The sequence below is a fragment of the Brevibacillus sp. FW301-21C12A genome (genome assembly GCF_058788915.1).
Genome location: NZ_JBYTBG010000048.1, coordinates 1 through 26528, shown reverse-complemented (window position 1 = coordinate 26528; position 26528 = coordinate 1). Strand labels below are relative to the sequence as shown.

Here is a 26528-nt window from a genome sequence, read left to right as displayed (position 1 = left end):
CTCCTTGCTCTTGCCGTTATAGTGTGTGACTTGCCTTATTGCTTGTCCAATGTGGCGGTACGGATCAACCCGTCCGGTACGTAGGTGAAGCCTGTTACTTTTTTGTTCATGCCGATCAAAACATATTGATGGTACAGGTACACATAGCCCGCTTCTTCCTGCAAGAGCTTGGTCGCTTCCTCGTACAGCGCCTTCCGCTTCGCTTCGTCCATTTCCCCGCGCGCCGCCACAACCAGCTCGTCCAGCTTCGGAATAGAGATGCGGCCGTCGTTGTTGGAAGTGCCAGTGACTACGAAGTCATGCAAGTTTTGGTCAGGGTCCTGACGACCGGACCAGCCCAGTTGCAGGGCATCGAATTCGCCTTTTTCGCCTGTTTCAATCAGTTGGCCGTATTCCAGCTTCTCCAGCGTCGCGTTGATGTTGTACTGCTTCAGCATGCTTTGCAGCACAGCGCCAAGCTGTTCGTTTTCCGGAGAAGTCGTGATGTACAACTTAAAGTCAAAACCGTTCGGCTTGCCGCCCTTCGCCAGCAAGTCCTTGATCTCAGCCGCGTTAGGCGGCACCGGCGTGTTCAACTGCTCGTTGTACGCCAGACTGCCTTTCGCAAACGCGGTACGCGCAGGTGCCGCATAGCCGTTGAACAGCACTTTTACTACCGCTTCCCGGTCAATCGCGCGGTCGACAGCTTGACGCAAGTACTTGTTGTCAAACGGCGGGCGGGAGTTGTTCACGTAAAACCCTTGGTAGCCCATGCCGGATTCGGATATCAGTTGCAGGTTGGTATCGCCTTTTACAACCGGAATTTCCTTCACAGGCGTATCGTCGATGATGTCCAGCGTGCCGGAGCGCAAGTTTTGCACCTTGGCTGTACCGTTCGTGAACACTTTGTAGTTCACTTCGTCTACTTTTACCTCGCCGTTCCAGTAGTTTTCGTTTTTCTTCAGCGTCACGTGGTCGCCTTTTACCTGTTCAACAAAAGTGAACGGGCCTGTCCCTACTGGATGGTTCAAGTATTGATCGCCGTGCTCCTGAACCGCTTTTGGCGAAACCATGATCCCCGCGCGGTCTGTCAATACGGACAGGAACGGAGCAAACGGCTCTTTCAACTGGATTTTGACAGTATTTTTATCGACGACCGTCACAGACTCAACGAACTTCAACTCGCCTTTGCGGCGGGACTTCTCCCCGGAAATGTTGCGGTCGAAGTTGAATTTGACTGCCTCGGCGTCAAACTCGGTGCCATCGTGGAACTTCACGCCTTGCTTGAGCTTCATTGTGTAGGTTTTGCCATCTGGCGTAACCTCGTACGATTCAGCCAGCATCGGGACGATCTTGCCCTCTGCGTCGATGTCAAACAGCTTGTCGTAAAGGCTCGCGTAAACTTGGCGATCGTAGAGAGAAGTGGAGATGCTCGGGTCCATCGAAGGCGGATCTGCCTTCAGCCCGATGTTGATGACTTTTTTGCCAGTGGCAGGCGCCGTCGCTGTGCTTCCGCTATCGGCAGTTCCTGTCCCGCTTCCTCCTCCACATCCTGTTACCAGTAAAACCGTCCCCAGCACGGCACTGAGCATTGCTTTGCTCATCTTGGTCGAAAACATAGAATGACCCCTTTTCTCTTTTTTTGTTGGCTCTAAGCAATGAAACGACAATCCCAACGGCTCATTCGTCCGATGGCATTCCCCCTTCCGAGGTTTTCGCTTCGCCTTAGCGGACGAAGTTGTATTTGGATTTCAAGATTTTCAGCTCGTTGATGACGTTTGTCCGCACGATGCCCGGCACTTTGTAGAGCTTTTTCATCAAAAATTCCGATAATTCTTCGTAGCTTCTGACCAATACTTGCGTGAACAACTGATAGTCGCCGGAGGTCAACACAATCAATCGGATTTCCACGATCTCATTCAACGCGGCGACGACTTCGTCGAGCTTTTCCGCCTCGACAGCTATCTGGATGATCGCCTGGACGTGCAAGCCAGCCTTGACCGGATTGACGATGCCGACGAGACTCAGCGTTCCTTCATCCTGCAACTGCTGAACGCGCATGCGAATCGTTTTTTCGGTTACCCCGAGGTCTTTGGCAATCTGGGTAAAAGGCAAGCGTGCATTTTGCTGCAGCGCCCGGATAATCCCGTAGTCCGTATCGTCAAGCTCCGGATACAGGGAACGGCGGAATTTCTCCTCCATATAAACACTCCTTTATTCGTCTTGTTTATTGGAAAATAAACCTATTTGCGGTTGTTATTTTAATATCTTAGTCGAATTACGTAACGATTGTTGTTAATATAATACGAATCACGACCTGATGCAAGCATTTTTCAGAAAGTTTCTTTTTGAAAGCATTTTCATTTTTTTATTTTTCTTTATCATATTTTTGATCTATATAAACAAAAAAACAGCCGCTCCATTAAATGAAGCGGCTGTATAGCTAACAACGGCGTTTCAATATTCGATTCGCTTCTCCGCTTGCGACCAGGCTACAAACGGGCTCTGACGATTTTCCAGCTCGATTTGCCGGAAAGGAATGCTGCGTTCTTCGTGCGGCAGCATGATTTGCTCGTAAATAAAATGGTCGTCGAATCCGACGCTTGCTGCGTCTTCTTTCGTGCAGGCGTAGTAGACGGCTCGCGGCCGCGCCCAGTAAATCGCTCCCAAACACATCGGGCACGGCTCGCAGCTCGTGTACAGCTCGCAATCGCTCAACTGAAAAGTGCCCAGCTTGCGGCACGCCTCGCGAATCGCCTGCACCTCCGCATGTGCGGTCGGATCGTTAATCGCTGTCACTTCATTGCGGCCCCGTCCGACGATTTGCCCGTCTTTGACGATAATCGCGCCAAAAGGCCCGCCGTGGCTCTCCTTCACATTGTCCAGCGCAATGCTGACGGCTTGCCCCATCCACGTATCCTGATCCATCCCTTTCCCTCCTCGCGCATCTCTTCCCTTATCCTATGCCAGTTTGCCTGCTGGCATTAGCGAAACAAAGCGAAACGCCCTTCATATCCGGTTCATCGAGCGCTTCAAATGGAACAAATACCGATTGCGGATAATCCAGAAGTAGACCGCCTGCACGATGACAAAGCTGCACAGCACGATCGCTGTCGGCTTGGCGACGGATGCGACGAGCAAGATTTTCAGCAAGCTTTGCAGCGACACGAACGCCACCATGCTGTGGATGATCGCCACCAGTATCGGCACGAAAAACAACAGCGCAATCTGGGTCGTCACGATTCTCGTCAGCTCGGCGTCCGTCAGTCCGATTTTCGCGATCGCTCCGTAATGCCTTTTGTCGTTTTCCAGATCGGTGTACAAACGGAAGTACAGGAAGCTCGCCGCCGCTACGAAAAACAGCACGCCGACGAACAGCCCGACAAACAGCCCCGTGTTCGCCATCTGCTTCATCTGGTGATAGACGGGCGCGCGCGCCGAAAACGAGTAGATGTCCGTGTAATGCTGGATTTCCTCTCCCAGCTTGAGACTGATCTCCTGGGTGTCCTTCCAGCGCGGAACATCGTAGGCAAAGCGCTGCTCCTCCCGCAAGTCGCGAAGCTGATCGTACACTTTGTTCGGCACGACCGCCAGCCGTGCAAACTCGATGCCGTGAATCAATGGATTCATTTTCGTGTCCGTTTTGACCACAAGCTCCTGCCCGCCGACCTTTAACGTCTGCTCCTCAACCGCATCGCCGAACCATCTGAGCAGGATAAACACTTCGTTGTCGGCCATTTGCAGCTCGCGCGAGTTCGCCGCCATCGCAAAACGGTTGTAGTCGGACAGCTTGACCACCCCGACCGTCTCGTCATTCACCTGCTCCGGAAGCACCCGCATCGACACCTGGTACTTTTCGAAGGAAAAGCCTCCTTGCTGCAAGCTGTTTTCAATCAGCCGCAAATGCGCGTCCTTGGCGGCATTCTCCGCCTTGGTCTGGTATTCGAACGCAAACGGATTCGTTTTCACGACCGTCTCCTGGATCGACCCGGCCAATGCCGCCAGCGTCCCGATCGCGCAAAAGGCGACCGTCGACACGATGCAGACCAAAAAAAACATTCTGGCGTTATCCTTCATCCGGTAGGAGAGATCAGACAGCGTCAACAGATTCGTGCGCCGCCAATAGATGAAGCGCCGCTTCTTCAAAAACTCGATCAGGATCACGCTAAGCTGCGTGAACAGTAAATACGTCCCGACGACAGTCAAAGCCGTGACAGGCAGCACAAGCGCCACCACGTATATGCCGTCCGCCGTCAGCGCCAGCGCATAGCTCATACAAAGCAGCGCCACTGCCACAATCGACAGCGCAATCGACGCGCTTGGCTCCCGCTTGGGGCGTCGGCTGCCCTGCAAAAGCTCCAGCAAGCTCCGGCTTCTAAGCAGCAGCACCGTGAACAGCGAGATGGCGGCGAACAGGATGAGAAAAGCGACGACTGTCAGCCCGATCGCCTTCCACGGGAGGTAAAAGCCGAGCGCCTTCACATCCAGCAGGAAGCCCGCGAACTGGAAAAACAGCTTGGCGAGCACCATGCCAAGCCCGATGCCAAAAGCGATCGCGACGATCCCGATGAGCATGTTTTCCATAAAAATCAGCAGGTTTCGCTGCAGCGGCGTCATGCCGTGCATGAACAATATCCCGAATTCCTTCTCGCGCTTTTTCAAAAACGCGCCGACGCAATAGAAGAGAAAAAAGAAAGAGAACAAAAAGATGACGTATTCGGCGACGATCATCCCGGTTGCAACCGATTCATGAATCTCCTCGCCGACGATTCCCGGATGAAAAATGAACATCGCGTACACGAAAAAGATCATGACGGAAAACACGCTGCTCATGAAAAAAGCAGCATAAGTGCGTTTGTTGCGCAAAACATTATTACACGCGAATTGTCGAAAGGTCATACGTGTTCCCTCCCAAGAACGACAGCGCGTCAATAATCTTTTGGAAAAACGCCTGGCGGTTCTCCCCCCGATACATTTCGTTGTGCAACTGTCCGTCCTTGATAAAAATGACCCGGTGACAATAGCTGGCTGCCAGCGGATCGTGCGTGACCATCATCATCGTCGTATTGTCTGTTTTATTGATCGCTTCCAGCGTCTCCATGACCGTCCGCGAAGACTTGGAATCGAGATTGCCTGTCGGTTCATCGGCGAGCAACAGCGAAGGGGAGTGGATGATCGCGCGGGCGATGGCCGTCTTTTGGCGCTGGCCGCCTGACACCTCGTATGTACGCTTCTCCAAAATATCCTGGATTCCCAGCTTCGTCGCCACGCTTTGCAGCTTTTCCTCCATCGTCTGGACCTTCACGTTTTCCAGCGTCAGCGGCAGCACGATGTTTTCCCCGATCGTCAGCGTATCGAGCAAATTGAAGTCCTGAAAAACAAAGCCTAGTTCGCGGCGACGGAACAGCGCCAGCTTGTCTTTTTTCAACAAGTGCGGATTCGTTCCATTCAAGAGAACAGTCCCGGATGTCGGGGAGTCAATGGTCGAAATCATGTTCAATAGCGTTGTTTTCCCGCTGCCCGATGGGCCCATGATACCGACAAATTCCCCTTTGCGAATCGAAAAATCGATATCCGTCAACGCGCGGTATGTGATCTTGCCTCCGTATATTTTGCTCAGACTGTTCACCGCAAGCATTTCCATACGTCTTTCCCCTTTCCTCTGACATCCCACTATCCACTATACGAGGACGCGCGTTTTCCAGCTATCGAATTAACTTTCATCATTCTTACGTTCTTGTAAGGTTGGCACCACTGCAGACAGGACGATGCGGACTGTCGTGCCCTCTCCCACTTTCGATTCCATTTCCACGCCATGGTGCAGCCGCCCGCAAATTTCCTTGACCAAATAAAGCCCCATCCCGGTCGACTCCGGATACTTGCGGCCGTTTTCCCCTGTGAAGTACGGCTTGAACACCCGCTGGATGTCTTCTGCCGGAATCCCGATGCCGTAGTCCTGCACCTCGAGGACGAGATGCGACCCGCGTTCGTAGGCGCGGATCGTGACCTTGTTGCTTTTGCCTGCCGAATAACGGACGGCGTTGGTCAAAAGCTGGTTGAGCACAAACGAAAGCCATTTGTCGTCGGACTCCACCCGCCAGTCTTGTTCGATTTTCAGCTCCGGGTACACCTGGTTGCGAATGAACAGCCGCTTGTTTTCAGCCAGCACGTTTTGCGCAAGCGTGCGAAGCGACACTGGCTCAATCAAAAAGTCCTGTTCAAAACGGTCCAGTCGCGCTATGTACAGCACCGTTTCCAATCCGCGCTTGATCCGGTCGACTTCTTCGCGGATGCTCTCGGACTTCGGATCGTCCTCGTTTTGCAGCAACAGGTGGATGACCGAGATCGGCGTTTTCATCTGATGCACCCATTGCTGGATAAACGTCGTATAATCGCGCTGCTTGTTCTCGTAGGCGTGAAGCTGCTCTTTGTAGAGCCGATACTGCTCCAGACTTTTTTCATCCATCGCCCGGCACAAAGCCGCGTTGCCGTACGTCTGCGTCAGCTCCTCCAGCGACTCCACCGGCTTGCTCAATCGCTGGTAAATCAGACGGTGCGTCAAATAGCGGACAACCAAAAACGCCCCGGCAAAAAAAACGGAGAGAAACACGACGTAAATCATCAGCGATTCGTTCCAGTACCCGTCCATGGCAAAAATCAGAATCAACAAAATGAGCTGAACGAGAAAAAAGGCAGCAAATGCCCATTGATCCCGAAGGAACAACCTCATTGTCCGTCCTCCCATGTTGCCCGCAGACGGTAGCCGGAGCCGCGCACAGTCTCAACCGCGCCTTCCAGCCCGATGTCCTTCAGCTTTCCGCGCACACGCGTGATGTAGACATTCAACGTGTTTTCATCGACGAACTGCTCGTCCCACAGCTTTTCCAGCAGCCGCTCGCGGCTGACGACGCGCGGGTATTGGTTCATCAGCGCTTCCAGCAGCAGCGCTTCTTTTTTGCTCAGCTCGATCTTCGTATCGTTCATGGAAAGCTCCATCCGCTCCAAAAACAGCTTCAGCCCCGCGACCTCCACGGTGCGCTCCCCTTCCTGCGGCGCGTATTGGCCGTAGGCGCGGCGAAGTTGGCTGCGAATTTTCGCCAGCACCACATCGTAATCGAACGGCTTGGTGATGTAGTCGTCCGCTCCGTTTTCCAGCGCCATCACCTGGTCCATCTTGCTCTCCCGCGCAGAGATGAACAAAATCGGGCAGTTGGACTCCTGCCGCATCTGTCTGCACCAGTAAAAGCCATCGAATTTGGGCAAGTTCACGTCCAACAGCACCAGATCCGGCCGCTTGTTCACGAACACTTCCATGACACGGTCGAAATGCTCCACATTGACTGTATGAAATCCGTATTTTTCCAGTTGCTCCTGCAAAAGCTGGTTGATTTTCGGGTCGTCTTCTACAATCATGATCGTAGACATTCGCTACAGCCTCCTCTCGTGAGTCTTCTCTTCCTCCTACTATACCACTTGCAAACTGGGCTGCGCCAATGACGCCAAGCCTCTTGCCCGTTGCTGTCCTCCCGCTTTTTTCAACAGAAAAAGGGTGGAACAGTCCCCACCCTCATGCTTTTGCTTCCATCATTTGCTGCAGTTTTTTGATTCCGCGAAAATGCAGGATTTTGACAGACGCTTCGGTCTTGCCCAAAATCTCGGCGATCTCGTTCATGCGCAGATCGGCGAGATAGCGCAAAGAGATGACGTTGCGCTGGTCCTTCGTCAGCGTGTGTACCTTTTGCCACAGCCCTTCCGTCGTCTCCTGTGTCAAAACGCATTCCTCCGGCAGCTTGTCAACAGCCGCAAGCGTGCTGAACATTTCCTGGTCAACCGGGCATTCCCGTTTTTTGCGCATAAAGTCGATCAGCGTATTGTGCGCAATCCGAAAAATCCAGGCGCCAAACGGATAGCGGCCGTCGTATTGCTCCAGCTTGGCGTACACCTTGATAAACACGGTCGTTGTCAAGTCTTCCACGTCCCAGACGTTTTTCACGCGGTAGCGGAAATAGCGGTATATTTTGGCGGAATACTCCTCGTAAATTTGTCGTTGATTCGGTTTGGAATAAAGCATTGCCGTATTCATGTTCGATCTCCCATTTCGTGATCCGTATGAGTTGCTCTCATTGTAAGACGGATCAGAAGCAGGAACCATCGAGTTAACTTTCAAGAAGCTTACACTTTTGTAAGGTACGCATAGGATGGTTGTAAGCTTGCGCTGGTAAGTACGAAAGCCCTGCTCGGTTGGTTACAGTCTGAGTTCACTTGCAAAACCTTTTCGGTATGATGAAACTCCAACTCATCTTGGCTTATTTCCTACTTCATCATCTCCAGGACTTCCTCGTACGTCATCTTTTTAATGACATTATAATCAAGTGCTCTGAGTATAAATTCTTGCCGTAATCTTTCTTGTTCATTTTGAGGCTCAGGAAGATTTTCACCTGTTGCAACTGTATGAAAACGGGGATTAAAAGTCTCCATGTTATCGTCAGCATTCAATTCTACTTGAATTTCTTTTGTTGCCTCATTATTTAGGGTAAGCAGATACGTGGCTTTCACGAGATATCCCGTATTTTCTTTATTCCTGTCCGCCATCAAATTTTTTATAGTCACACTCTTCGCGGGGAGGATTCCTTGCTTCTGCAACGCCAAGTATGACGCAAACTCTGGATGTATGGCTGATAATTCTTTCTTCACTTTTTCTTTTTCGTCAGGTCTTACATTCCAGGTGAGAGAAAAGTATGTATCCCATAGCTTTTCCTCATTCTCTTGCGTAAACAATCGCTGCCACTCAATCGCCAAAATTTCCGTCATTCTGCTTAATGTTGTGTCATGATTCTCTAAACGATCAAGAATCTCTAGTTTTTTACGGTAGTCTGCTTTTGGGGGTTGCGGACTGGCTTGGACTGGTTCTGCACTGTTCGTTGTTGTACAACCGGTCATGGAGATAGCTGTTACCAAGAATAACAGACTGAATTTTTTGTTCATGAAAATTACCACCTTTTTATGTTTATTTTAAATGACGGATTGTCAAGCGAAGTGCGATACTGCCTCCATGAATGATTCGTAGTCGGTCTTCCAACCCAAACACTTTCTTGGACGATTGTTGATGAGATGTAACGTATGGATCAATTCTTCCGTTGATACTTCAGCAAAATCTTTACCTTTAGGGAAAAATTCACGGAGAAGCCCATTGGCATTCTCGTTGCCACGAGGAATATGGATCGGCAAAGTAAATATCCAGGCCATGGTCTGCCTCCAATCGTTCATGACAGGCAAATTCTTTTCCACGATCAACAGTGGCTGTTTGAAATGTACCTTTAGGAAAAGAGCCAGCAATCACTCCAAATGCCATCTCGAAGGATCTTGCAGTTCGATCAGGCATCTTGGTGGCAAGATAGAGACGGGTTTTACGCTAGGCAAACGTGGCGACGCATGTTTTGCTTTTTCCCCGACTGGAAACTACCGTATCCAGTTCCCAGTTCCCAATGCCCAAAACTCTCACGTTTCCTCACTTCTTTTGGTCGTTGTTGAATGGATTTTCCTACGTTAAATCTACTACGCGTTTCTCGAGGGTGTCTGCGTTTTCCCTTTTGACGCAAGACGGTGGTATCTCCCTTCACCAGTAAACCTTGATAGAGCCAGGGATAAATCGTTGTAAACGATACTTTCTGATCGGGGAAGTCTTGGCTCATACGTCCAGAAATTTGCTCAGGAGACCAGGTTTGTTCTAATTTCTCGGCAATATAGGAGCCACGTTTAGGTGTCCATTTGCCACGGGAAGTGGATTTCTCTCGACGCTGCTCATACGCATGTTGTGCATTCACGGCTTGATATTCGCCTGCCTCTATGCCCCGAGTTAACTTACGGGCAATCGTAGAGTGATGTCGTTTGAGTTCAGTGGCAATAGCCCGAGTAGACCAACCCAGACGATGGAGTAACGCTAGCTGACTGCGCTCTGTTATGCTAAGATGTGAATAACTCATGATTGATTCTCCTGTGTAAATGTGGTGTGGTAACTTCATTTTACACGAATCAATCATGGGCCATTTTTTTGCCTTTGGTTAGGTGTCGCACTTCATATTACAATCCTTGATTCATATAAGTGAGTACGTCTAGTTTAAACTGTGCCGAGTAACTTGTATAGGATTTGACAAAGGCTTCTATACCCTGATGCTCGTATTGCATCACCCAATTTCTCACCATACTTGTAGTTGTTCCAATGGACGTAGCAATAGATGCATAACTCTCTGTGCCATCTAAATAACGTTGAACAACGGACCATTTATCTTCTGAAGAAAATTTAGCCATAAAAAAACTGCACCTCCAATTTGTTAGGTGTGTCTAACAATTGGGGTGCAGTTCAATTCATCGGGAGCGTTTCTCGGATCACGCGAACAATCGCAGGATTACAACAAACCAAGACGTTGGAAAATCGTATCCACATGCTTCAGGTGGTAACGGTAATCGAAGCACTCATCCAGCTCTTCCTTGGTCAACGTGGAGCTGACAGTCGCGTCCTCCTCCACAATGGCGCGGAAGGAGCGCTGCTCTTCCCAAGCCTGCATCGCGCGCGGCTGGACAGTGTCGTATGCTTGCTCGCGGCTCATGCCTTTTTCGATCAGCTTGAGCATCACTTGCTGGGAGTAGATCAGACCGAAAGTACGGTCCATGTTGCGCTTCATGTTCTCCGGGAACACGGTCAAGTTTTTCACGATGTTCATGAAGCGGCGCAGCATGTAGTTCAGCGCCTGAGTCGCGTCTGGCAAAATCACGCGCTCTGCGGAGGAGTGGGAAATATCCCGCTCGTGCCAGAGAGACACGTTTTCATAGGAAGTGAGCATATGGCCGCGGATGACGCGCGCCAGACCGCAAATGTTCTCGCTGCCGATCGGGTTGCGCTTGTGCGGCATGGCGGAGGAGCCTTTTTGACCTTTGGCAAACGCTTCTTCCACCTCGCGCATTTCGCTCTTTTGCAGGCCTCGGATTTCGGTTGCGAACTTCTCCAGCGACGTTGCGATCAGCGCCAATGTCGCCATGTATTCGGCGTGGCGGTCACGTTGCAGCGTTTGCGTGGAGATCGGAGCCGGAGTCAGGCCGAGTTTTTCGCAAACGTACGCTTCCACGAACGGGTCGATGTTCGCATACGTACCGACTGCGCCGGAGATTTTGCCGTACGCCACTTCTTTTTTCGCCGCCCGGAAACGCGCCAGGTTGCGCTTCATTTCTTCGTGCCACAAAGCGAGCTTCAAGCCGAATGTCGTCGGCTCGGCATGCACGCCGTGCGTTCTGCCCATGCAAACCGTATCTTTGTGCTCGCGCGCTTTGTCCGCCAAAATCGCGATGAAGTCCTCGATGTCTTTTTCCAAAATTTCGTTCGCCTGGCGCAGCAGGTAGGACAGCGCCGTGTCCACTACATCTGTAGAGGTCAGGCCGTAGTGCACCCATTTCTTCTCTTCGCCCAAAGTCTCGGATACCGCGCGGGTAAACGCCACCACGTCGTGACGCGTCTCTTCCTCGATCTCGTAGATGCGCTTGATGTCAAAGCTGGCTTTTTCCCACAGCTTTTTCACGTCCTCTTCCGGGATGACACCCAGCTTGGACCATGCTTCACACGCGAGAATCTCTACTTCCAGCCATGCCTTGAATTTGTTTTCTTCCGTCCAAATGGCGCGCATTTCCGGGCGGGAATAACGTTCGATCATGATTATACCTCCGATGGATTCGTCCAGATTTTCAGCTCATCAATGTGGGTGAGCGCTTCTTCCACAGTAGGGGCGAGCACGTTGATATGCCCCATCTTCCGCTTCGCCTTGCTTTCCGCTTTTCCGTACAAATGCAGCTTGGCCGTGCGCGGCAGCTTGTCGATTTGATCCAAGACAGGCTGCAGGTGCTCTCCCAAAATATTAACCATCACGACGGGAGAGAGCAACTCCGTCGAGCCTAATGGCAGGTTGCAAACCGCCCGAACGTGCTGCTCAAACTGCGAGGTCACACAAGCGTCCATCGTGTAATGGCCGGAGTTGTGCGGGCGTGGCGCCAGCTCGTTGACGTACAACTGCCCGTCTGCGGTCAAAAACATTTCCACTGCGATCAGTCCCACGACGTCGAGCTTTTCTACAATCGTGCGGGCGATTTCTTCTGCGCGTGTCTTTACTTCCGCCGGAACGCGGGCTGGCACGATGCTCAGATGCAGGATGTTTTCCCGGTGAATGTTTTCCGCCGCCGGAAAAACAGCCAGCTCCCCGTCCGGATTGCGCGCCGCGATCACGGACAGCTCCATCTGGAACGGCACGAACTGCTCCACGATCAGCTCTGTCCCTGCCTTGGCCAGCGTCTCGTACGCCTCCGCCAGCTCGTCCTCGCTGCGCAAAACCCATTGGCCTTTGCCGTCGTAGCCCCCTGTCGCCGTTTTCATGACCGCAGGCAGCCCCAGCTCGGCTACTGCCGCCTGCAAATCTTGCAAACTGCCAACTACGCGAAAAGGCGCGACGGGAATGCCGATTTCGCGAATCGCTGTCTTTTCGGAAATCCGGTTTTGTGTGATGCGCAAAAGGCGGCTGCCCTGCGGCACGTAGGCATGGCTCTCCAGCACTTCCGCGACCTGTGCGTCCACATTTTCAAATTCGTAGGAAATGACATCACTGACAGAAGCGAGCTGCATCGCTGCTTCCACGTCGTCGTAGCTGGCGACAATTTGCTTGTCCGCCGTTTGTCCGCACGGAGCGTCGACGGTCGGGTCCATCGTCACAAAGCGATAACCCATAGCTCGTCCAGCGAGGGCGATCATGCGGCCAAGCTGTCCGCCGCCGAGTATTCCGAGAGTCGATCCTGGTTTGATTTGCTTGCTCTGTTTGGTCGTCATTCCAGTTCGCCAGCCTCCAGCACTTTTTTGCGCACCTCATCGCGTCTTGCCACAAAGCGCGCTTGCACATCCGGATATTTGATCCCCAAAATTTGCGCAGCGAGCAAGCCGGCATTGATCGCGCCCGCCTTGCCGATGGCGACAGTGGCGACAGGCACCCCGCCTGGCATTTGCACGATGGACAAAAGCGAATCCAATCCGTTCAGGTTGGACGACTTCACAGGCACGCCAATTACAGGCAGCTCCGTTTTCGCCGCCACCATCCCTGGCAAATGGGCTGCGCCCCCCGCTCCCGCAATGATGACTTCCAGACCGCGGCTTTTTGCGCTTTCGGCATACGAAAACATCAAATCAGGCGTTCTGTGCGCGGAAACGACCTTCTTTTCGTACGGTACCTTGAGCTCATCGAGAATTGCGCATGCTTCCTTCATCGTTTCCCAGTCTGACGTGCTGCCCATAATGACGCCCACCAAAGGCTGTAGCATGAACCATTCGCCCCCTACGTTTTGTATCATCAGAAGAAAACCCAACCGACTAACGGCTTTTGCGGCCGTACTCATCGCCTGGGCTATTCGTACTCGTTTGCTATCAACATACACAGTGTAGCAGGGAGAAAGTTTGCCTGTCAACCTCGCTTCCGAACATTTTAAAATAGGTTGGATATCATCATTCGTGTTTACCTTTTTCCAGCCACTCTTTTGCCGCCGCTGCGGAGTCCAGCCGCACATGCAGCCAATATTCGAAAAACGGCGTTGCGTCTGCCCCGGCTGCCGCCGAGACCAGCTTCTTGATCTGGCCGCCGCTCGCCAGCTTGTACTGGTGCTCGCTCACGTACTGCCGCAAAAGCCGATTCAGCCGCTCGGCTCCCCACGCTTCCCGCAACGTCCACCACATGACGCCGGAGCGCCCGTACACAAGCTCGTTGTAGCTTTTCCAGTCCGGGAAGGCCGCCACGCTCGTCTCGGCGGAAATCCCTCGTTTGGCATACGCTTCGGCTGCGCGGGACTGGCCTTGTCTCAGCCGGATGTACGCCTGAGATCGCTTCGGGTCCTTTTCCTGCAAAAAAGCCATCGTCGCGTAGTCGGTCAAGCTCTCGTCAAGCCACGCCTCGCGCACCTCGTCGTTGCCGACGATGCCGTAGAACCACTGATGGGCCGTTTCGTGCGCGACGACGGCTGCGCCCATGTTGTCCGCCGTATTGAAAAACTCCTCCTCGATGAAGACGAGGCTCGGGTACTCCATGCCCCCGAAAAAGCCGCCTGTCTTGACGACGTCGTACTCCTTGTACGGATAGGTGCCAAACTGCTTCCCGTAATAGTCGAGCGACTCCATCGCCGTCTCGTGCAAGCTTTTCACAGCCGCCGGATCGTCGCCCTGCTGCGACCATGTCCGAACGATAGTCTCCCCGACTTTTCCGGACACCGCCTGGTACGTGCCGTCCATGACGACCATGGCAAAATCACGAACGTTCCATGCATCCAGTTCATATATACTTTGCCGCTGCGGCCTTGTCTGCGTGATGACGGCTGTACTCTCCAGCCCCGTCGTAGCGAGTTGATATCCTTCCGGCAAATGAACGCGCAAATGATAATTCGCCACTTCACTGTAAAAAGGATCGCCAATCGCCGTGTATGGGTCGAGCCGCCAGCCGCCGCTATCCTTGACCGCCAAGATCGGCAGCCAGTTCCCCAGCCACATCGCATGGTCGTGGTAGGAGAGCCGTCCGTTGTTGTAAGGAACCTGCAGGCGGAAGCCAAGCTCCACGACAGCCTCGGCGGACGGCTTTTTCGCCGGGAGCGGCACGCGCAGCAGCGTGTTCGTCTTTCCTTCGTAGCGAATGCCGGCCTCCCGTCCATCCACCTTGACGGCTGTAATCGTGATGCCGCCTGGCTCTCGCTGCTTGCCAAGCACCTGCTCCCAGTTCGCCGTGCCAAGGTCTGCCTGTTTGGCGAAAGCATTTGGATACAGATGAAAAAAAGCTTTGTCATCCTGCGGGACAAACCGGGCCGTCAGCACGCCTGTCACGATACGTTCGTTCATGTCCAGCCACACATCTGCGCTGTACGTGATCGCTGCCGGCGTCTGCTGTGGACTGGCGATTACCGCGACATCGGCCTCGGCCTGTCCCGTCCACGAACTACTCCACAAAATGCCTGCCAGAGCCATCCCTACTACCATGCTGACCACCCAATGCTTGCGCCACATGGCACTCCCCTGCCTTCGCTTACTTTCGCTGTTTGTCACGCTGGCGTTCCAGCCAGGCCGCGGCCTGCTCCTGCCGGGACATGTCCAGCTTCATCCAATAGTCCAGAAAAGCACGCGCGTCTTCTCCCGCCGCCCGGGACAGAAACGCTTCCCACTGTTCTCCGCTGACGTTTTGATAACGGTACGTTTGCACATACTCGCGCAGCACGTCATGCAGCCGTTCTTCGCCCCACGCTCCCCGCAGCAGCCAAAGCATGGACGACGTCCGGGAATAGACGAGATCGCTGTAGCTCTGGTTGGCGGGAAAAGCAGAGAGCGCCTGCCAGGGACGCAGCTCTTCTTTTACGTACCACTGGACAAAAATGCCGTTTTCCAGACGCCTGCGCACCCGTTCCGCGCCTGTCAGCGGATACTCCCGAGAGAGAAAGGCGAGCGTCACATACTCGGTAAACCCTTCATCCAGCCACGCCTCGCGCAGTTGATCGTTGCCGAGCAGCCCGTAAAACCATTGATGCGCCGTCTCGTGCGCAACCGTAACAATTCCCGTCTCTGCCCCCGCCGCGAAATGACGCCCGTCCAAAAACACCAGGGCAGGGTATTCCATGCCGTTGATCGCTCCGCCTGTCCGCACCACATCGTACTCCGCATAAGGGTACGCGCCGAGTTGTTCCTGAAAATAAGCGAGCGACTTTGCTCCGGCCTCGTGGATGCGCTTGGCCAAAAGCTCGTCATCCCCCTGGCGCCACCACGTGCGAACGAGCGTATTGCCCGCCTTTGTTTCCGCTTTTTGATAAGTCGAGTCCATAAGCACGAGCGCGAAGTCGCGCACATTTTCCACGCGCAGCCGAACCGTCTTTTTTCCTCCAGACGTAGCTGGCGAAGCTGCTACTTCCGCCCCGGCATCCGCTGCCGTGCTGGCCAACTGATAGCCTGCGGGATACGTGACGTTTACTTCGTAGTCGGCGATCTCGCTGTAAAACGGATCGCCGACAGGCTCGTACGCATCGAGACGCCAGCCTGCCTGCTCGTGTACGGCGAGAATCGGCAGCCAGTTGCCCAGCCAAATCGCGTGGTCATCGTACGACATTCTCCCATCGTTATGAGGGAGCTTCATGGCAAAATCGAGTTGAATCGTGCGTGGGCTTGCTGCAGCGCCGGACTGTTCGTTCGCTTGCAACGGTACCTGCAAAATATGCCGCTCCTTTTGACCGACAACCATTTTCCCATCGACTGCAAGCCTGTTATTATCATACGTACCAAGTACAGGTTCCTTGCCTAAAAGTTCCTCCCATAGCATTCCTTCATGTTGTTCGGTAAATACGTCCGGATAGAGATGGAGATAGGCACGTTGCGGGTCCTCCGGCCAAAAAGTGATCGCTACGCTTCCGGTTACTTCTTTTTTCACGGGATCAATCTGTACATCCGCCTGGTAGAGCGGCTTTTGCAAAAGCTTCTCCGCGTTCGCCTTTGCCGGGAGTCCCCATGCCGCTATCGCTATCAGACTGCTGCACCCAAGCCATAAGACCCATTTGCGCATGCCTTCGCCCCCTTTTTCTCTATCGTACCGAAAGTGGCAGCAAAAGACTATCGAATCATATCCGTTCGCCAAGCCAGCTTGAGACGAGGCCGAGCGGTACCGTCTGCTCGCTTCCTTCGCGCATGTCCCGCGCCACCACCTGTCCGCTGTTCACCTCGTTCTCGCCGTAGATCAGCACGTAGGCGATTCCTTCTTTGTTAGCGTAGTCGAGCGCCTTTTTCAGCTTCCGGCCCGCAAGCTCCAGCTCCACTCTTAGACCGTCCGCGCGCAACCGGTTAGCCAGCCCGAGGCTAAGCTCCTCTGTCGCCAGCGGAATGACGAGGACATCTGCGGCAGGCCGTGCACTTTCGGCTCGCAAGGACAGCGCAGCGAGAATCACATCCAGCCCAAACGATATCCCCACGGCCGGATATTCCCGCCCATCGCCCAAAAACCGCCCGATAATCTCATCGTACCTGCCGCCGCTCCCGATACTGGAAGTAATGCTTTGATCCTGCAAAAATATCTCGTAAACCGTCCCGGTGTATATCCCCAGCCCCCGCGCCAAAAACGGAGAGAACCGCACCTCGCCAGTCACGCCCGCTCCCCGCAGGTAGGCAAACAGTTGCTGAAGCTCCTGCACGCCTTGCTGCACAAGCTCGGAGGAAAACTGCTGCGCCAAAGCATCCAGCGCCAGCGCTCCCTTTTGCAAAAAGGACGTGATCGCCGCCACCAGCGGCTCCTCTACCTGGCGCTCCCGCAGATCACCTTGCACGCCTTCCACTCCGATTTTCGCCAGCTTGTCGAGCGACAGCATGACATCTGCCGCGCGCTCGCCCGGAACGCCCAACTCCTGCAGCACCCCTGACAGCAGCTTGCGGTTGTTGACCTCGATGTACACCTCAAGCCCTAGCTTGGCGAACGCGGCAAAAGCCATGCTGATTAGCTCCGCCTCGGCGAGCATCGAGGACGTACCGATGATATCGACGTCGCATTGGATAAACTCGCGCAGCCGCCCCGTTTTGACCGGACCGTCGCGGAACACTTTACCGATCTCATAGCGCTTGAACGGCAGCCGCATCTCCGGATTCATCCCGACGACCTTCGCCAGCGGCACGGTCAGATCGTAGCGCAGCGCCAGCTCCCGCTCCCCTTGGTCGCGCAGGCGGTACACCTCCTTCAAAATCTCTTCTCCACCGCCGTATTTCGATGCCAACAGTTCATAATACTGGAGCGTGGGCGTCTCCAACGGCTTGCAGCCATACGCCTCGAACACTTCCTCCAGCGTTCGCCGTATCCAGTTGCGCTGCATTTGCTCCGGCGGCATAAAATCTTTCGTGCCTTTGACACTCTTCAACACTGTGCTGTCCATCCGAATCATCCTTTCTTTTTTCGTCCATCGTCCAAACAAAAATAGCCATGCGAGGCAACTTCATGCCCGCATGGCTACAAAAAAATCACCACCGCAGGCACAAAGCACAAGAAGCGCTTGCACCTGCGGAAAAATTCCCGAAGATACAAACGCTCTAGCCGTGGTGATGCTGTTGAAGGAACGTGATTGATGCAAACATGAATGGTCCCTCCGCCAAAAAAAGATTTTTCCTATCATAGCGCAAAAAAAGCTCCCCGTCCAGTAGACAGGAAGCCTATTTTCCAAAAAATCCTATTCGCGCAGCCAGATGAAGTAAGCCAGGAAGACGAAGAACAGAACGTACATCGCCGGATGCACTTCACGCGCTTTGCCTTTCAGCACCTTCATCACCGGATAGACGATGAAGCCAGTCGCAATTCCAGTTGCGATACTGTACGTCAGCGGCATCAGGAGAATGGTCAAGAACGCCGGGAACGCTTCGTCCAGGTCATTCCATGCCACCTGCGCAATGTGCGAAGCCATCAGTACACCGACGATAATGAGCGCCGGAGCGGTAACTGCCGGAGTCACGATCGCGAGCAGCGGCGAGAAGAACAGGGCCAACAGGAACATGATCCCTGTCACAATCGCGGTAAAACCGGAGCGGCCGCCTGCTGCTACCCCCGCTGTCGACTCGACATAAGCGGTCGTCGTAGAAGTACCGAGCACCGCGCCAGCCATCCCTGCGATCGCATCGGAAGCGAGCGCTTTTCCCGGACGCGGCAGATTGCCGTCTTCTCTCAGAAGTCCAGCTTGGCTGGCTACACCGAGCAGCGTGCCTGTCGCATCGAAAAAGTCCACGAACAAAAACGTCAGTACGACAATCAGCATGTTCACGGTGAACAAGGCCGATGGGTCACCGAGATACTGGAACGCCGCACCGAATGTCGGCGCCAGGCTCGGCGGAGCAGACACGACTTGCTCTGGCAGGCTGACCAGACCGAAGATCATGCCGACTACTGCTGTGACAATCATCCCGATAAAAATACCGGAATTAACTTTGCGCGAAAGCAGAACAACGGTAACGATCAGACCGAAAATCGCCAGCAGCGCATTTTTCGCTGCCAATACTTCTTCCGGCTTCATGTTTTCATGGTAGAAGGTCAGATGGCCCAACGCGACAAAAGTCGCATCGTTTGCAACGACGATCCCTGCGTTTTTCAGGCCGATAAACGCGATGAACAGCCCGATCCCTGCAGAAACCGCATATTTCAACCCTTTCGGAATCGCTTTGATGATCGCTTCCCGAACTCCGGTCAAAGACAGAATCAAAAAGATCGTACAAGAGAGAAACACCCCAGCCAATGCTTGCTGCCAAGGAATATGCATGGTCAATACAACGGTGTAGGTGAAAAACGCATTCAGCCCCATCCCCGGTGCCTGTCCGATCGGCAAGCGTCCGAGAATCCCCATGAGCAGCGTACCGATCGCCGCAGCGAGAGCTGTTGCGGTAAACACAGCGCCAAACTCAGGGTAGTTGGCTTTTAAGTCCGGCGGCAAATCCGCTCCGCTGAGGATGAATGGATTGACTGCCAAAATATACGCCATGGCCAAAAAAGTAGTGATGCCCGCGATGATTTCGCGGCGATAATTGGTGCCCAGTTTGTCAAACTCAAAATACTTCCGCACCGAAAAGTCCCCCCATGCTTATGGTAATGGCAATGAAAAAAGGCCCGGACGCTATTAATATGCGCCTGGCCTCTTCACAAAACACTCCGGGAACAATTCTAAAAATGATAACAAATTCGTATCCCGTCGACATTTTGTTCGTAGCCAGGTCGTTTAATGGCGACCTCGTAGAGACTCTTGAGCCATATCCTCAAGAATATACGAACCTTCCTATATTACCTGTTCACATTGAGAAGTGTATCAGGTGACATATCGAATGTCAACGAAAATACGAACGTTCATTTTTTAAACAAGACGAACATCCGGGTTTATTTTATTCCCACTCAATTGTTGCTGGTGGTTTGGAAGTAATGTCGTACACGATGCGGTTTACGTTGTCGACTTCGTTCACAATGCGCGTGGAGATTTTCTCCAGAACATCCCAAGGAATGCGCGCCCAGTCGGCCGTCATGCCGTCGATGGAGGTTACGGCGCGAATCCCTACTGTGTAGGAATAGGTGCGAACGTCGCCCATTACGCCTACTGTCGTCATGTTCGGCAGAGCCGTGAAGTATTGCCAAATATCCCGATCCAGACCCGCCTTGGCAATCTCTTCGCGCAAAATCGCATCAGATTCACGAACGATCTCCAGCTTTTCTTCTGTAACTTCGCCCAAAACGCGAATACCCAGTCCAGGGCCCGGGAACGGTTGGCGCCAAACGATTTCGTCAGGCAGGCCAAGCTCGGTCCCCAGTTTGCGAACCTCGTCCTTGAACAGCGTTTTCAGTGGCTCGATCAGCTTGAACTTCATGTCTTCCGGCAAGCCGCCTACGTTGTGGTGCGACTTGATCGTGTGCGCGGTAGCCGTTCCGCTCTCCACGATGTCGGTGTACAGCGTGCCTTGTGCGAGGAAGTCCATGTCTGTCAGCTTGCCCGCTTCTTCATCGAATACGTAAATGAACTCGTTGCCGATGATTTTGCGTTTCTGTTCAGGGTCGGAGACGCCTTTCAACTTGTTCAGGAAACGCTCGCGAGCGTCGATCTTGATTACTTTCATGGAGAACTTCTCCGCGAATGTCTCCATGACGCTTTCTGCTTCGCCTTTGCGCAGCAGGCCGTGGTCTACGAACATGCAAGTCAACTGGTCGCCGATGGCTTTGTGGATCAGCGCTGCTACTACAGAGGAGTCTACCCCGCCGCTCAGCGCACACAGCACTTGCTTGTCGCCGACTGTCTCGCGAATGCGCACCAGCTCGTCCTCGATGAACGTCGTCATGCTCCATGTAGGCTCGCAGCCGCACACGTTGAACAGGAAGTTGCCGATGAACTCGGTTCCTTTTACGGTATGGCGAACTTCCGGGTGGAACTGCACGCCGTACAGCTTGCGCTCGGGATGGCTGATCGCCGCTACCGGGCAGCTATCGCTTACCGCGTCTACGCGGAACCCAGTCGGCAGCTCCACCACTTTATCGGAGTGGCTCATCCAGACGATTTCGTTCGCATCCCATTTTTCGTACAGGCTGTGCGTATTTTGCAGGCGCAGCTCGGCTTTTCCATACTCGCGTTTGCCAGCGCGCTCTACTTTTCCTTCCAGCATGTGGCTCATCAACTGCATGCCGTAGCAAATGCCAAGGATTGGCAGGCCAAGATCAAAAATTGCCGGATCGACTTTTGGCGCTCCCTCTTCGTACACGCTCGCAGGTCCGCCGGAGAAAATAATCCCTTTTGGCTGCATTTCCTTGATTTTTTCTACAGGCGTATTGAACGGCACCAGCTCGCTGTAGACACCCAGATCGCGAACGCGACGTGCGATCAACTGATTGTACTGGCCTCCGAAATCAAGTACGACGACCATTTCCAATGACTTGTCCATCATATCCCCCTTCTCCTGTACCCGACAGGACGTGCAAGTGCCGGCCGCATTTTTGCCGACATCCTCGCTCGATGCATGATAAAGCAATTTCCGCTTCCCTCGGTTCTTGCATACAGGCATACACGCGAAAAATTGTCGCATATTTGCAAAAAAACCGGGACGGTGACTCCGATCTTTCGTACGGAGGCAGCGTCCCAGCTTGTGTACACATGTGCGGTTGCATGTACAAAAATCCGAAGTGCTCTCCTCGTAGTCGCCAAATTTACGGTTTAGCGGTAGAAACTTTCAGGCCATATTCCTGAGTATTATACGAGACTCATTGATCGTCATTCTAGCAGATGGGACGGCTTTGTTCAAGGCTTCAGTTGACGGATCAATCTCTCGATCAGTTGCTCTGCCACTGACCGCGCCTTCTGCTCCAGTTCCTTGTAGCCGTAAACGGTTCGCTCGTACATTTCCGTCAAATAACGCAGATCTTGCCGCTTGTCCGCCGGAATCGTAATTCTGCTCGCGTACTCCCGCAAAGTCTCGCCAGACTGCCGTCTCGTGTACACCTGCTCCATCATGCGAAGCAGCAGGTTGAAGCGATCCGTGTACTTGTTGCTTTTATCCTGATCGATCTGTCTTCGGAGCCACCAGATTTGAATGTCTTTTCTGCGCCGCCAGGCCAAGAAACCTGCGGCCGCTATCACCACTGCCAGCCCAACATTTACCTGCCAAGGAATCGAATAGCTACTCCCCGGAATAGCGTCTCCCTCTTCCAACTCGTTAAAGCGTCCATCTCCCCGGTCTGGCGAAGTCTGATTCCCCAAATCCGGCACCGGAATCGGAATCTGCGGCTGCGATGTTTGCAAATCGTAATTGAAGCGCACGGGCGAGATGAAAGTGCTGGTCGCTTCGAACGGAATCCAGCCGTGCCCCGGGAAATACACCTCTACCCACGAGTGGGCGTCTTTATTGCGAATTTCCATGATGTCGCGGTTCTGATCGTCGCTGCCCACTCTCTCGCCTGGGGCGAATCCTTTTACCCAACGCGCCGGGATGTCGAGCGAGCGCAGCATCACCGCCATCGAGGTGGAGAAATGATCGCAATATCCCCTCATGCTGTCAAACAGAAAGTGGTCGACAAAGTCTTGCCCTTCCGCTGCCACAGGCACATCTTTTGTATCATACTTATATTTTCCACTCGCCCGCAAGTAATTCTCGATCGCTCTTACTTTTTCATAAGGCGTCTTGGCGTTTTTGGTCACGCTTTGCGCCAGTTCTTTCACGCGCGGCGGCAAAGTCGCCGGAAGCTGCAAATAGCGCTCTTTGATCTCGTCGGGATAGTCCGTTCCCGCTTCCATGATCGCCTTTTCGCTGACAATCGGCACCTCTGCGTCCACCTTGTACCGGTGCAGCTTGAGCAGCATCGTATTCGGTCCGTACTCTGTCCGTCCATTTGCGCCCGTAGGCTGGATCAGATTGATTTTTCCCGCGCGGACCTCAAGCTGCTGATTCATCTTGTCGTAAACGACAGTCGCATTTGGCGGAGCGTAATTGCTCACTTTGTTCAACTGCCCGGGATAAAAGACGGTAGCAAACTGCTGCGGGCCTTTGAACTCTAGCGTTGCCTCTACCTTTTTCGTTTCCAGGCCGTGAAACAGCTCGTTTTTCCACTCGTATGTTTGCGGGTCCAAAATCGCCTCGTACTCGCGATCGCCTTTTTCCCAGCCTACGCCTGTGTAGACGTCCTTGGAGTCCCCGCGCCAATAGCTGTGCTCATTGGTCGTCGCCATGAACACGAGCGTATTGTCCTGCATGAAAGGCCCGCCCAACATTTCGTCGTTGTTGTCGTAGCCGACTTTTTTCATGACGGCAGTCGGTGCTTCCGTGCCGCTTCCCATCAAAAAGGCAATCGGATCAGGCCAGCTCGCATCTTTTTTGGGAGCCGCATACCCGATGCCGACACTAATCAAAATGACCAGCAAAGAGGCCATCAGAGAACCGAACAATATCCGGCTTCTTTTTTCTGTCACCGTCGCCATGCTGGTCATTCTCATCAGATGGCTGACAGCGAGCAGCAAAAAGCCAAAGATCAGCGTCCGCACAATTCCTGCGCTGGCGTCGTAAGGCAGGAACGTATCGAGCACTGCCAAGTACAGCTCTGTCAAAAAGACAAACCACAAGCCCTGTCTCTGCTCCAGCACCAGATAAGTCAGCATGGTAATCAGGACAAGCAGCAGGGCATCAAACAAAGCATTGCGCGACAAAATGGACATCGCTCCCCAGTCTTGCTCGAGAGCCAGCGGGATATCATGCACAATCTGCCTGTACAATTCCGCCAGCCAATCGGTTGTAAACAACGGTGTATCGAATAGCGTAGCATGCAACAACCAGAGGAGGCCCAGCAGCTTGAACGGCAACGTTACCCACCTGTACGGAACCGCTACGTCGATCGCCAGGACACCGGCCACAATGACAAGAAACGGCCACAGCACGCCCGTATCCGTCAGCTCCTGGAGAGGGAGCAGCCACTCTCTTAGCATGAGGAACAGAAAAAGGGCCGAGACCCATTGCCATATCGTTGGTCGCTTCCACACGCTCATGAGTCTATGCACCTCCAATCCGTTTCCACTCTTGTTCGTCGATGTGGACAGACGTACATGATATTTTGCTTCCGCCCAGCAGTTGCAGGGCTCGTCTTCTCTCTTGGGAAATGACAGTGTCAGCATGCACATAGAATAACTGCACTCTTCTGCCTTTTTGCGCCAAAGCAATCAAACGGTGAACCAGGTCCTTTTCCACGCGCGGAGTCACGACGATCAAGGTCACGCCTTGCTGCTGTTCCAGCGCCTCGCGTCCCACAACCCGCGCAAACGACTCGCTGCCCGCTGGCATGACCCGCGCCAATTGATCGAAGACGCGCAGAAAATGAGTGTGGGAAAGCGCCGGAGCAATCGAAATGCGTTCATTTTGCTTGTACACCAGCCCGTAATGGTACTGGTTGCGATTGGCATAGGCGATCAGGCTTGCCGTCAGCCTTACTGCCGTCTCAAACAACTGTACCGGCTGTCCTTGATAGCTTTCTTTTTCTACATCGAGGAAAAAAACGGCCTGGTTCATCGCCTGATGTTCAAATTCCTTCGTCTTCAAGCCCGTTCCCCTTGCAGATGCGCGCCAATGAATCTGGCTCAGGCGATCACCGCGCTGGTATTCGCGCACGCCCCTCACGGCAGCGACATCGTCGGAGCGTTTGTGCGACACGTGCACGTTGCCGCTGAAGCTGCCATCCCCCAAGGCCCAATGCGTTAGTTCCTTGTACCGCGGGTAAACGAGAAACTCCTGGGGAAACGAAAAGACTTTGCGCCTTTCGCTGAACCCAAAAAAATCCCCGCCACTCACGACGCACTGATCCAGCCGGTAAAAACCTCGCTGGAGACTCGGTATGACATAGCGGAACTCCATTTCTTTTTTAAACCAGGGAAAAATCAACTGCCTGTGCGGCTCATATACACCTGCGAGCCGCTCAGGCAACGGCTCCACGATCATGTGCCAGCCCAGCGGAAAACGGATTTTCCGGCGCAGGCGCACGGTTACTACGACGTCCTCGCCGTCCTGCAGGCGGTTGCGGTCGATGACTCGCTCTACCTCCAGCGTCGAGAACATTAAAAAATACGCCAAAACCTCATAAACGAGGAACACCAGACTGCTGTAAAATAGAAACCAACTGGAAAAGCCGCCCTGAAACTTGGCAAATACGTAGGTGATTGCCACAAGCAGGAGCGCTTTGAGCTTACCCCATCTTCGTTGTCTCATCCGCAGTCACCGCCTCAGCTCACCGGAACGCGGGTTTCGGCCAAAATCACGGTCAATACCCGATCAACGGTTGCTCCTTCCAGCCGTGCTTCCGGCTTCACGATCATCCGGTGGGCGAATACGACTGGCACCAGCTCTTTGACATCGTCCGGGATGGCGTAATCCCTTCCCCGCACGAAAGCCAGTGCCTGAACGGCTCTGTAGAGGGCGAGAGAGCCCCTTGGACTTACCCCGAGGTAAATATGATGGTGGTCACGTGTGCGGTGGCACAGCCGCACAATATACTCTTTTACTCCCTCGGAAACCTTGACGGAAGCTACCTCTTTTTGCAGTTGCGCCAAGTCTGCTGCCGTCATCACCGGCTCAAGTTGTGCGAGCGGGTTCACCTCCGAGAATCTGGAGAGCATGCGCATTTCTTCTTCCACGGTCGGATAGCCCAGGCGCAATTGCATCAGGAAACGGTCCAACTGTGCCTCAGGCAATGGAAACGTCCCTTCGTACTCCAATGGGTTTTGAGTGGCCATCACAAAAAACGGATCGGCCAGCCGATAAGTTGCACCATCTACTGTAACAGACCGCTCCTCCATCGCTTCCAGCAGAGCAGACTGCGTCTTCGGAGAGGTCCGGTTGATTTCGTCCGCCAAAATAACGTTTGCAAACAGCGGTCCTTGCCGGAACTCAAACTGCATCGTCTGTTGGTTGAAAATTGCTACTCCTGTCACATCTGTCGGCAGCAAGTCAGGAGTGAACTGGATACGCTTGAATTCTCCCCCGATCGACTTAGCCAAAGCACGTACCAGCATCGTCTTGCCCACACCCGGAACGTCCTCCAACAAAACATGTCCGTTTGCCAATACAGCCGCGACCATCATCTCAATCACGGAACGTTTTCCAATCAGAACTTTTTCTATATTATCGATCAACTTTGCAATTGCAGGATGCATTTGTTCCAATTTAATTGGGTTCACGTTAATACATCTCCTGTTCCATCTTATTCTTCCATCGAGCTTGTAACAGAAACATTTTGTTACCCGTCTTCTCTTGTATCACCTGCGTAGAAAACAGCAGTGTAATTCTAAAGTAATGGATGGAAATGGGAGATACAAGGAAAACTTACTTAAAAATTGTAAGAATGCAGCCATGATTATGCAAAAAAGAGTAGGAATTGATCCTACTCTTCGATTTCATATGAAGTAATGGCGTGCCCTGAGAGATTCGAACTCCCGACCTTTTGATTCGTAGTCAAACGCTCTATCCGGCTGAGCTAAGGGCACAT

Annotated in this window: 21 protein-coding genes, 1 tRNA gene, 1 pseudogene and 2 riboswitches; all 23 genes and pseudogenes read right to left on the bottom strand. The window is 53.2% G+C overall.

The features are described from left to right. Positions 1-35 precede the first annotated feature (35 nt). The 23 genes and pseudogenes from AC3WQH_RS21810 to AC3WQH_RS21700 all read right to left on the bottom strand — a co-directional run bounded on the left by AC3WQH_RS21810 (position 36) and on the right by AC3WQH_RS21700 (position 26526). Positions 36-1598, bottom strand: coding sequence for an ABC transporter substrate-binding protein (locus tag AC3WQH_RS21810; RefSeq protein ID WP_005834725.1), 1563 nt, complete (start codon positions 1596-1598; stop codon positions 36-38). Between the two features lie 106 nt (positions 1599-1704). Then, positions 1705-2181 (bottom strand): Lrp/AsnC family transcriptional regulator, encoded by a 477-nt coding sequence (locus AC3WQH_RS21805; RefSeq protein ID WP_005834724.1) that lies wholly within the window; start codon positions 2179-2181, stop codon positions 1705-1707. 255 nt (positions 2182-2436) lie between these two features. Then, positions 2437-2907: a nucleoside deaminase gene (locus AC3WQH_RS21800; protein WP_025848638.1), complete on the bottom strand. Its 471-nt coding sequence runs from the start codon at positions 2905-2907 to the stop codon at positions 2437-2439. An 81-nt stretch (positions 2908-2988) separates the two neighbouring features. Continuing rightward, entirely contained in the window at positions 2989-4878 is a 1890-nt protein-coding gene (locus tag AC3WQH_RS21795; RefSeq protein ID WP_007787479.1) for an FtsX-like permease family protein, read from the bottom strand. Then, complete coding sequence (locus AC3WQH_RS21790; protein WP_005834720.1) at positions 4853-5623, bottom strand: ABC transporter ATP-binding protein; 771 nt, start codon at positions 5621-5623, stop codon at positions 4853-4855. Before AC3WQH_RS21790 ends, AC3WQH_RS21795 begins: the two co-directional genes overlap by 26 nt. A 69-nt stretch (positions 5624-5692) precedes the next feature. Then, on the bottom strand, positions 5693-6709 hold the full coding sequence (locus tag AC3WQH_RS21785) for a sensor histidine kinase (protein WP_005834719.1): 1017 nt from the start codon (positions 6707-6709) through the stop codon (positions 5693-5695). Beyond that, positions 6706-7404 (bottom strand): response regulator transcription factor, encoded by a 699-nt coding sequence (locus AC3WQH_RS21780; protein ID WP_025848635.1) that lies wholly within the window; start codon positions 7402-7404, stop codon positions 6706-6708. Before AC3WQH_RS21780 ends, AC3WQH_RS21785 begins: the two co-directional genes overlap by 4 nt. A 142-nt stretch (positions 7405-7546) precedes the next feature. Continuing rightward, positions 7547-8062 (bottom strand): sigma-70 family RNA polymerase sigma factor, encoded by a 516-nt coding sequence (locus AC3WQH_RS21775; RefSeq protein ID WP_005834716.1) that lies wholly within the window; start codon positions 8060-8062, stop codon positions 7547-7549. 230 nt (positions 8063-8292) lie between these two features. Continuing rightward, positions 8293-8964 (bottom strand): hypothetical protein, encoded by a 672-nt coding sequence (locus AC3WQH_RS21770; protein ID WP_310670365.1) that lies wholly within the window; start codon positions 8962-8964, stop codon positions 8293-8295. Between the two features lie 42 nt (positions 8965-9006). Next, a pseudogene (locus AC3WQH_RS21765) lies at positions 9007-9962 on the bottom strand (IS30 family transposase). Between the two features lie 97 nt (positions 9963-10059). Further along, positions 10060-10287 carry a helix-turn-helix domain-containing protein gene (locus AC3WQH_RS21760; protein ID WP_221843281.1) on the bottom strand — a complete coding sequence of 76 codons (228 nt, stop codon included), beginning with the start codon at positions 10285-10287 and terminating at the stop codon, positions 10060-10062. Positions 10288-10385: 98 nt separating this feature from the next. Further along, positions 10386-11681, bottom strand: coding sequence for an adenylosuccinate lyase (gene purB / locus AC3WQH_RS21755; RefSeq protein WP_007777155.1), 1296 nt, complete (start codon positions 11679-11681; stop codon positions 10386-10388). A 2-nt stretch (positions 11682-11683) separates the two neighbouring features. Beyond that, positions 11684-12841 carry a 5-(carboxyamino)imidazole ribonucleotide synthase gene (purK, locus tag AC3WQH_RS21750; RefSeq protein ID WP_005834710.1) on the bottom strand — a complete coding sequence of 386 codons (1158 nt, stop codon included), beginning with the start codon at positions 12839-12841 and terminating at the stop codon, positions 11684-11686. Next, on the bottom strand, positions 12838-13326 hold the full coding sequence (gene purE, locus AC3WQH_RS21745) for a 5-(carboxyamino)imidazole ribonucleotide mutase (protein ID WP_005834709.1): 489 nt from the start codon (positions 13324-13326) through the stop codon (positions 12838-12840). Before purE ends, purK begins: the two co-directional genes overlap by 4 nt. Positions 13327-13507: 181 nt before the next feature. Then, on the bottom strand, positions 13508-15046 hold the full coding sequence (locus AC3WQH_RS21740; RefSeq protein ID WP_005834707.1) for a M1 family metallopeptidase: 1539 nt from the start codon (positions 15044-15046) through the stop codon (positions 13508-13510). Between the two features lie 19 nt (positions 15047-15065). Further along, positions 15066-16583 carry a M1 family metallopeptidase gene (locus tag AC3WQH_RS21735; RefSeq protein WP_122953373.1) on the bottom strand — a complete coding sequence of 506 codons (1518 nt, stop codon included), beginning with the start codon at positions 16581-16583 and terminating at the stop codon, positions 15066-15068. A 55-nt stretch (positions 16584-16638) separates the two neighbouring features. Beyond that, the gene (locus tag AC3WQH_RS21730) at positions 16639-17934 is read right to left on the bottom strand and encodes a histidine--tRNA ligase (protein ID WP_035988384.1); all 1296 of its coding nucleotides are present in this window, start codon (positions 17932-17934) and stop codon (positions 16639-16641) included. 291 nt (positions 17935-18225) lie between these two features. Continuing rightward, complete coding sequence (locus AC3WQH_RS21725; protein WP_005834702.1) at positions 18226-19602, bottom strand: NCS2 family permease; 1377 nt, start codon at positions 19600-19602, stop codon at positions 18226-18228. 121 nt (positions 19603-19723) lie between these two features. Then, a riboswitch (purine riboswitch) is annotated at positions 19724-19826 on the bottom strand. 89 nt (positions 19827-19915) lie between these two features. Beyond that, positions 19916-21454: a glutamine-hydrolyzing GMP synthase gene (guaA, locus tag AC3WQH_RS21720; RefSeq protein ID WP_005834701.1), complete on the bottom strand. Its 1539-nt coding sequence runs from the start codon at positions 21452-21454 to the stop codon at positions 19916-19918. A gap of 230 nt (positions 21455-21684) precedes the next feature. Then, a riboswitch (purine riboswitch) is annotated at positions 21685-21787 on the bottom strand. A 20-nt stretch (positions 21788-21807) separates the two neighbouring features. Beyond that, positions 21808-24042, bottom strand: a complete 2235-nt coding sequence (locus AC3WQH_RS21715; RefSeq protein ID WP_492332243.1) for a transglutaminase TgpA family protein — start codon at positions 24040-24042, stop codon at positions 21808-21810. Positions 24043-24046: 4 nt separating this feature from the next. After that, positions 24047-25252, bottom strand: a complete 1206-nt coding sequence (locus AC3WQH_RS21710) for a DUF58 domain-containing protein (RefSeq protein ID WP_221843285.1) — start codon at positions 25250-25252, stop codon at positions 24047-24049. Between the two features lie 14 nt (positions 25253-25266). Further along, positions 25267-26220 (bottom strand): AAA family ATPase, encoded by a 954-nt coding sequence (locus tag AC3WQH_RS21705; protein ID WP_005834696.1) that lies wholly within the window; start codon positions 26218-26220, stop codon positions 25267-25269. A gap of 229 nt (positions 26221-26449) precedes the next feature. Then, positions 26450-26526: transfer RNA gene (locus AC3WQH_RS21700), tRNA-Arg, on the bottom strand. Positions 26527-26528 lie beyond the last annotated feature (2 nt).

What these genes read in the sequence shown, in the direction of transcription:
- AC3WQH_RS21790 (WP_005834720.1), bottom strand. Translation starts at nt 5,623, where the DNA reads ATGGAAATGCTTGCGGTGAACAGTCTGAGCAAAATATACGGAGGCAAG.
- AC3WQH_RS21760 (WP_221843281.1), bottom strand. Translation starts at nt 10,287, where the DNA reads ATGGCTAAATTTTCTTCAGAAGATAAATGGTCCGTTGTTCAACGTTAT.
- AC3WQH_RS21810 (WP_005834725.1), bottom strand. Translation starts at nt 1,598, where the DNA reads ATGTTTTCGACCAAGATGAGCAAAGCAATGCTCAGTGCCGTGCTGGGG.
- AC3WQH_RS21735 (WP_122953373.1), bottom strand. Translation starts at nt 16,583, where the DNA reads ATGCGCAAATGGGTCTTATGGCTTGGGTGCAGCAGTCTGATAGCGATA.
- guaA (WP_005834701.1), bottom strand. Translation starts at nt 21,454, where the DNA reads ATGGACAAGTCATTGGAAATGGTCGTCGTACTTGATTTCGGAGGCCAG.
- purB (WP_007777155.1), bottom strand. Translation starts at nt 11,681, where the DNA reads ATGATCGAACGTTATTCCCGCCCGGAAATGCGCGCCATTTGGACGGAA.
- AC3WQH_RS21785 (WP_005834719.1), bottom strand. Translation starts at nt 6,709, where the DNA reads ATGAGGTTGTTCCTTCGGGATCAATGGGCATTTGCTGCCTTTTTTCTC.
- AC3WQH_RS21805 (WP_005834724.1), bottom strand. Translation starts at nt 2,181, where the DNA reads ATGGAGGAGAAATTCCGCCGTTCCCTGTATCCGGAGCTTGACGATACG.
- AC3WQH_RS21775 (WP_005834716.1), bottom strand. Translation starts at nt 8,062, where the DNA reads ATGAATACGGCAATGCTTTATTCCAAACCGAATCAACGACAAATTTAC.
- AC3WQH_RS21710 (WP_221843285.1), bottom strand. Translation starts at nt 25,252, where the DNA reads ATGAGACAACGAAGATGGGGTAAGCTCAAAGCGCTCCTGCTTGTGGCA.
- AC3WQH_RS21800 (WP_025848638.1), bottom strand. Translation starts at nt 2,907, where the DNA reads ATGGATCAGGATACGTGGATGGGGCAAGCCGTCAGCATTGCGCTGGAC.
- AC3WQH_RS21715 (WP_492332243.1), bottom strand. Translation starts at nt 24,042, where the DNA reads ATGAGCGTGTGGAAGCGACCAACGATATGGCAATGGGTCTCGGCCCTT.
- purE (WP_005834709.1), bottom strand. Translation starts at nt 13,326, where the DNA reads ATGCTACAGCCTTTGGTGGGCGTCATTATGGGCAGCACGTCAGACTGG.
- AC3WQH_RS21770 (WP_310670365.1), bottom strand. Translation starts at nt 8,964, where the DNA reads ATGAACAAAAAATTCAGTCTGTTATTCTTGGTAACAGCTATCTCCATG.
- AC3WQH_RS21740 (WP_005834707.1), bottom strand. Translation starts at nt 15,046, where the DNA reads ATGTGGCGCAAGCATTGGGTGGTCAGCATGGTAGTAGGGATGGCTCTG.
- AC3WQH_RS21780 (WP_025848635.1), bottom strand. Translation starts at nt 7,404, where the DNA reads ATGTCTACGATCATGATTGTAGAAGACGACCCGAAAATCAACCAGCTT.
- purK (WP_005834710.1), bottom strand. Translation starts at nt 12,841, where the DNA reads ATGACGACCAAACAGAGCAAGCAAATCAAACCAGGATCGACTCTCGGA.
- AC3WQH_RS21795 (WP_007787479.1), bottom strand. Translation starts at nt 4,878, where the DNA reads ATGACCTTTCGACAATTCGCGTGTAATAATGTTTTGCGCAACAAACGC.
- AC3WQH_RS21730 (WP_035988384.1), bottom strand. Translation starts at nt 17,934, where the DNA reads ATGGACAGCACAGTGTTGAAGAGTGTCAAAGGCACGAAAGATTTTATG.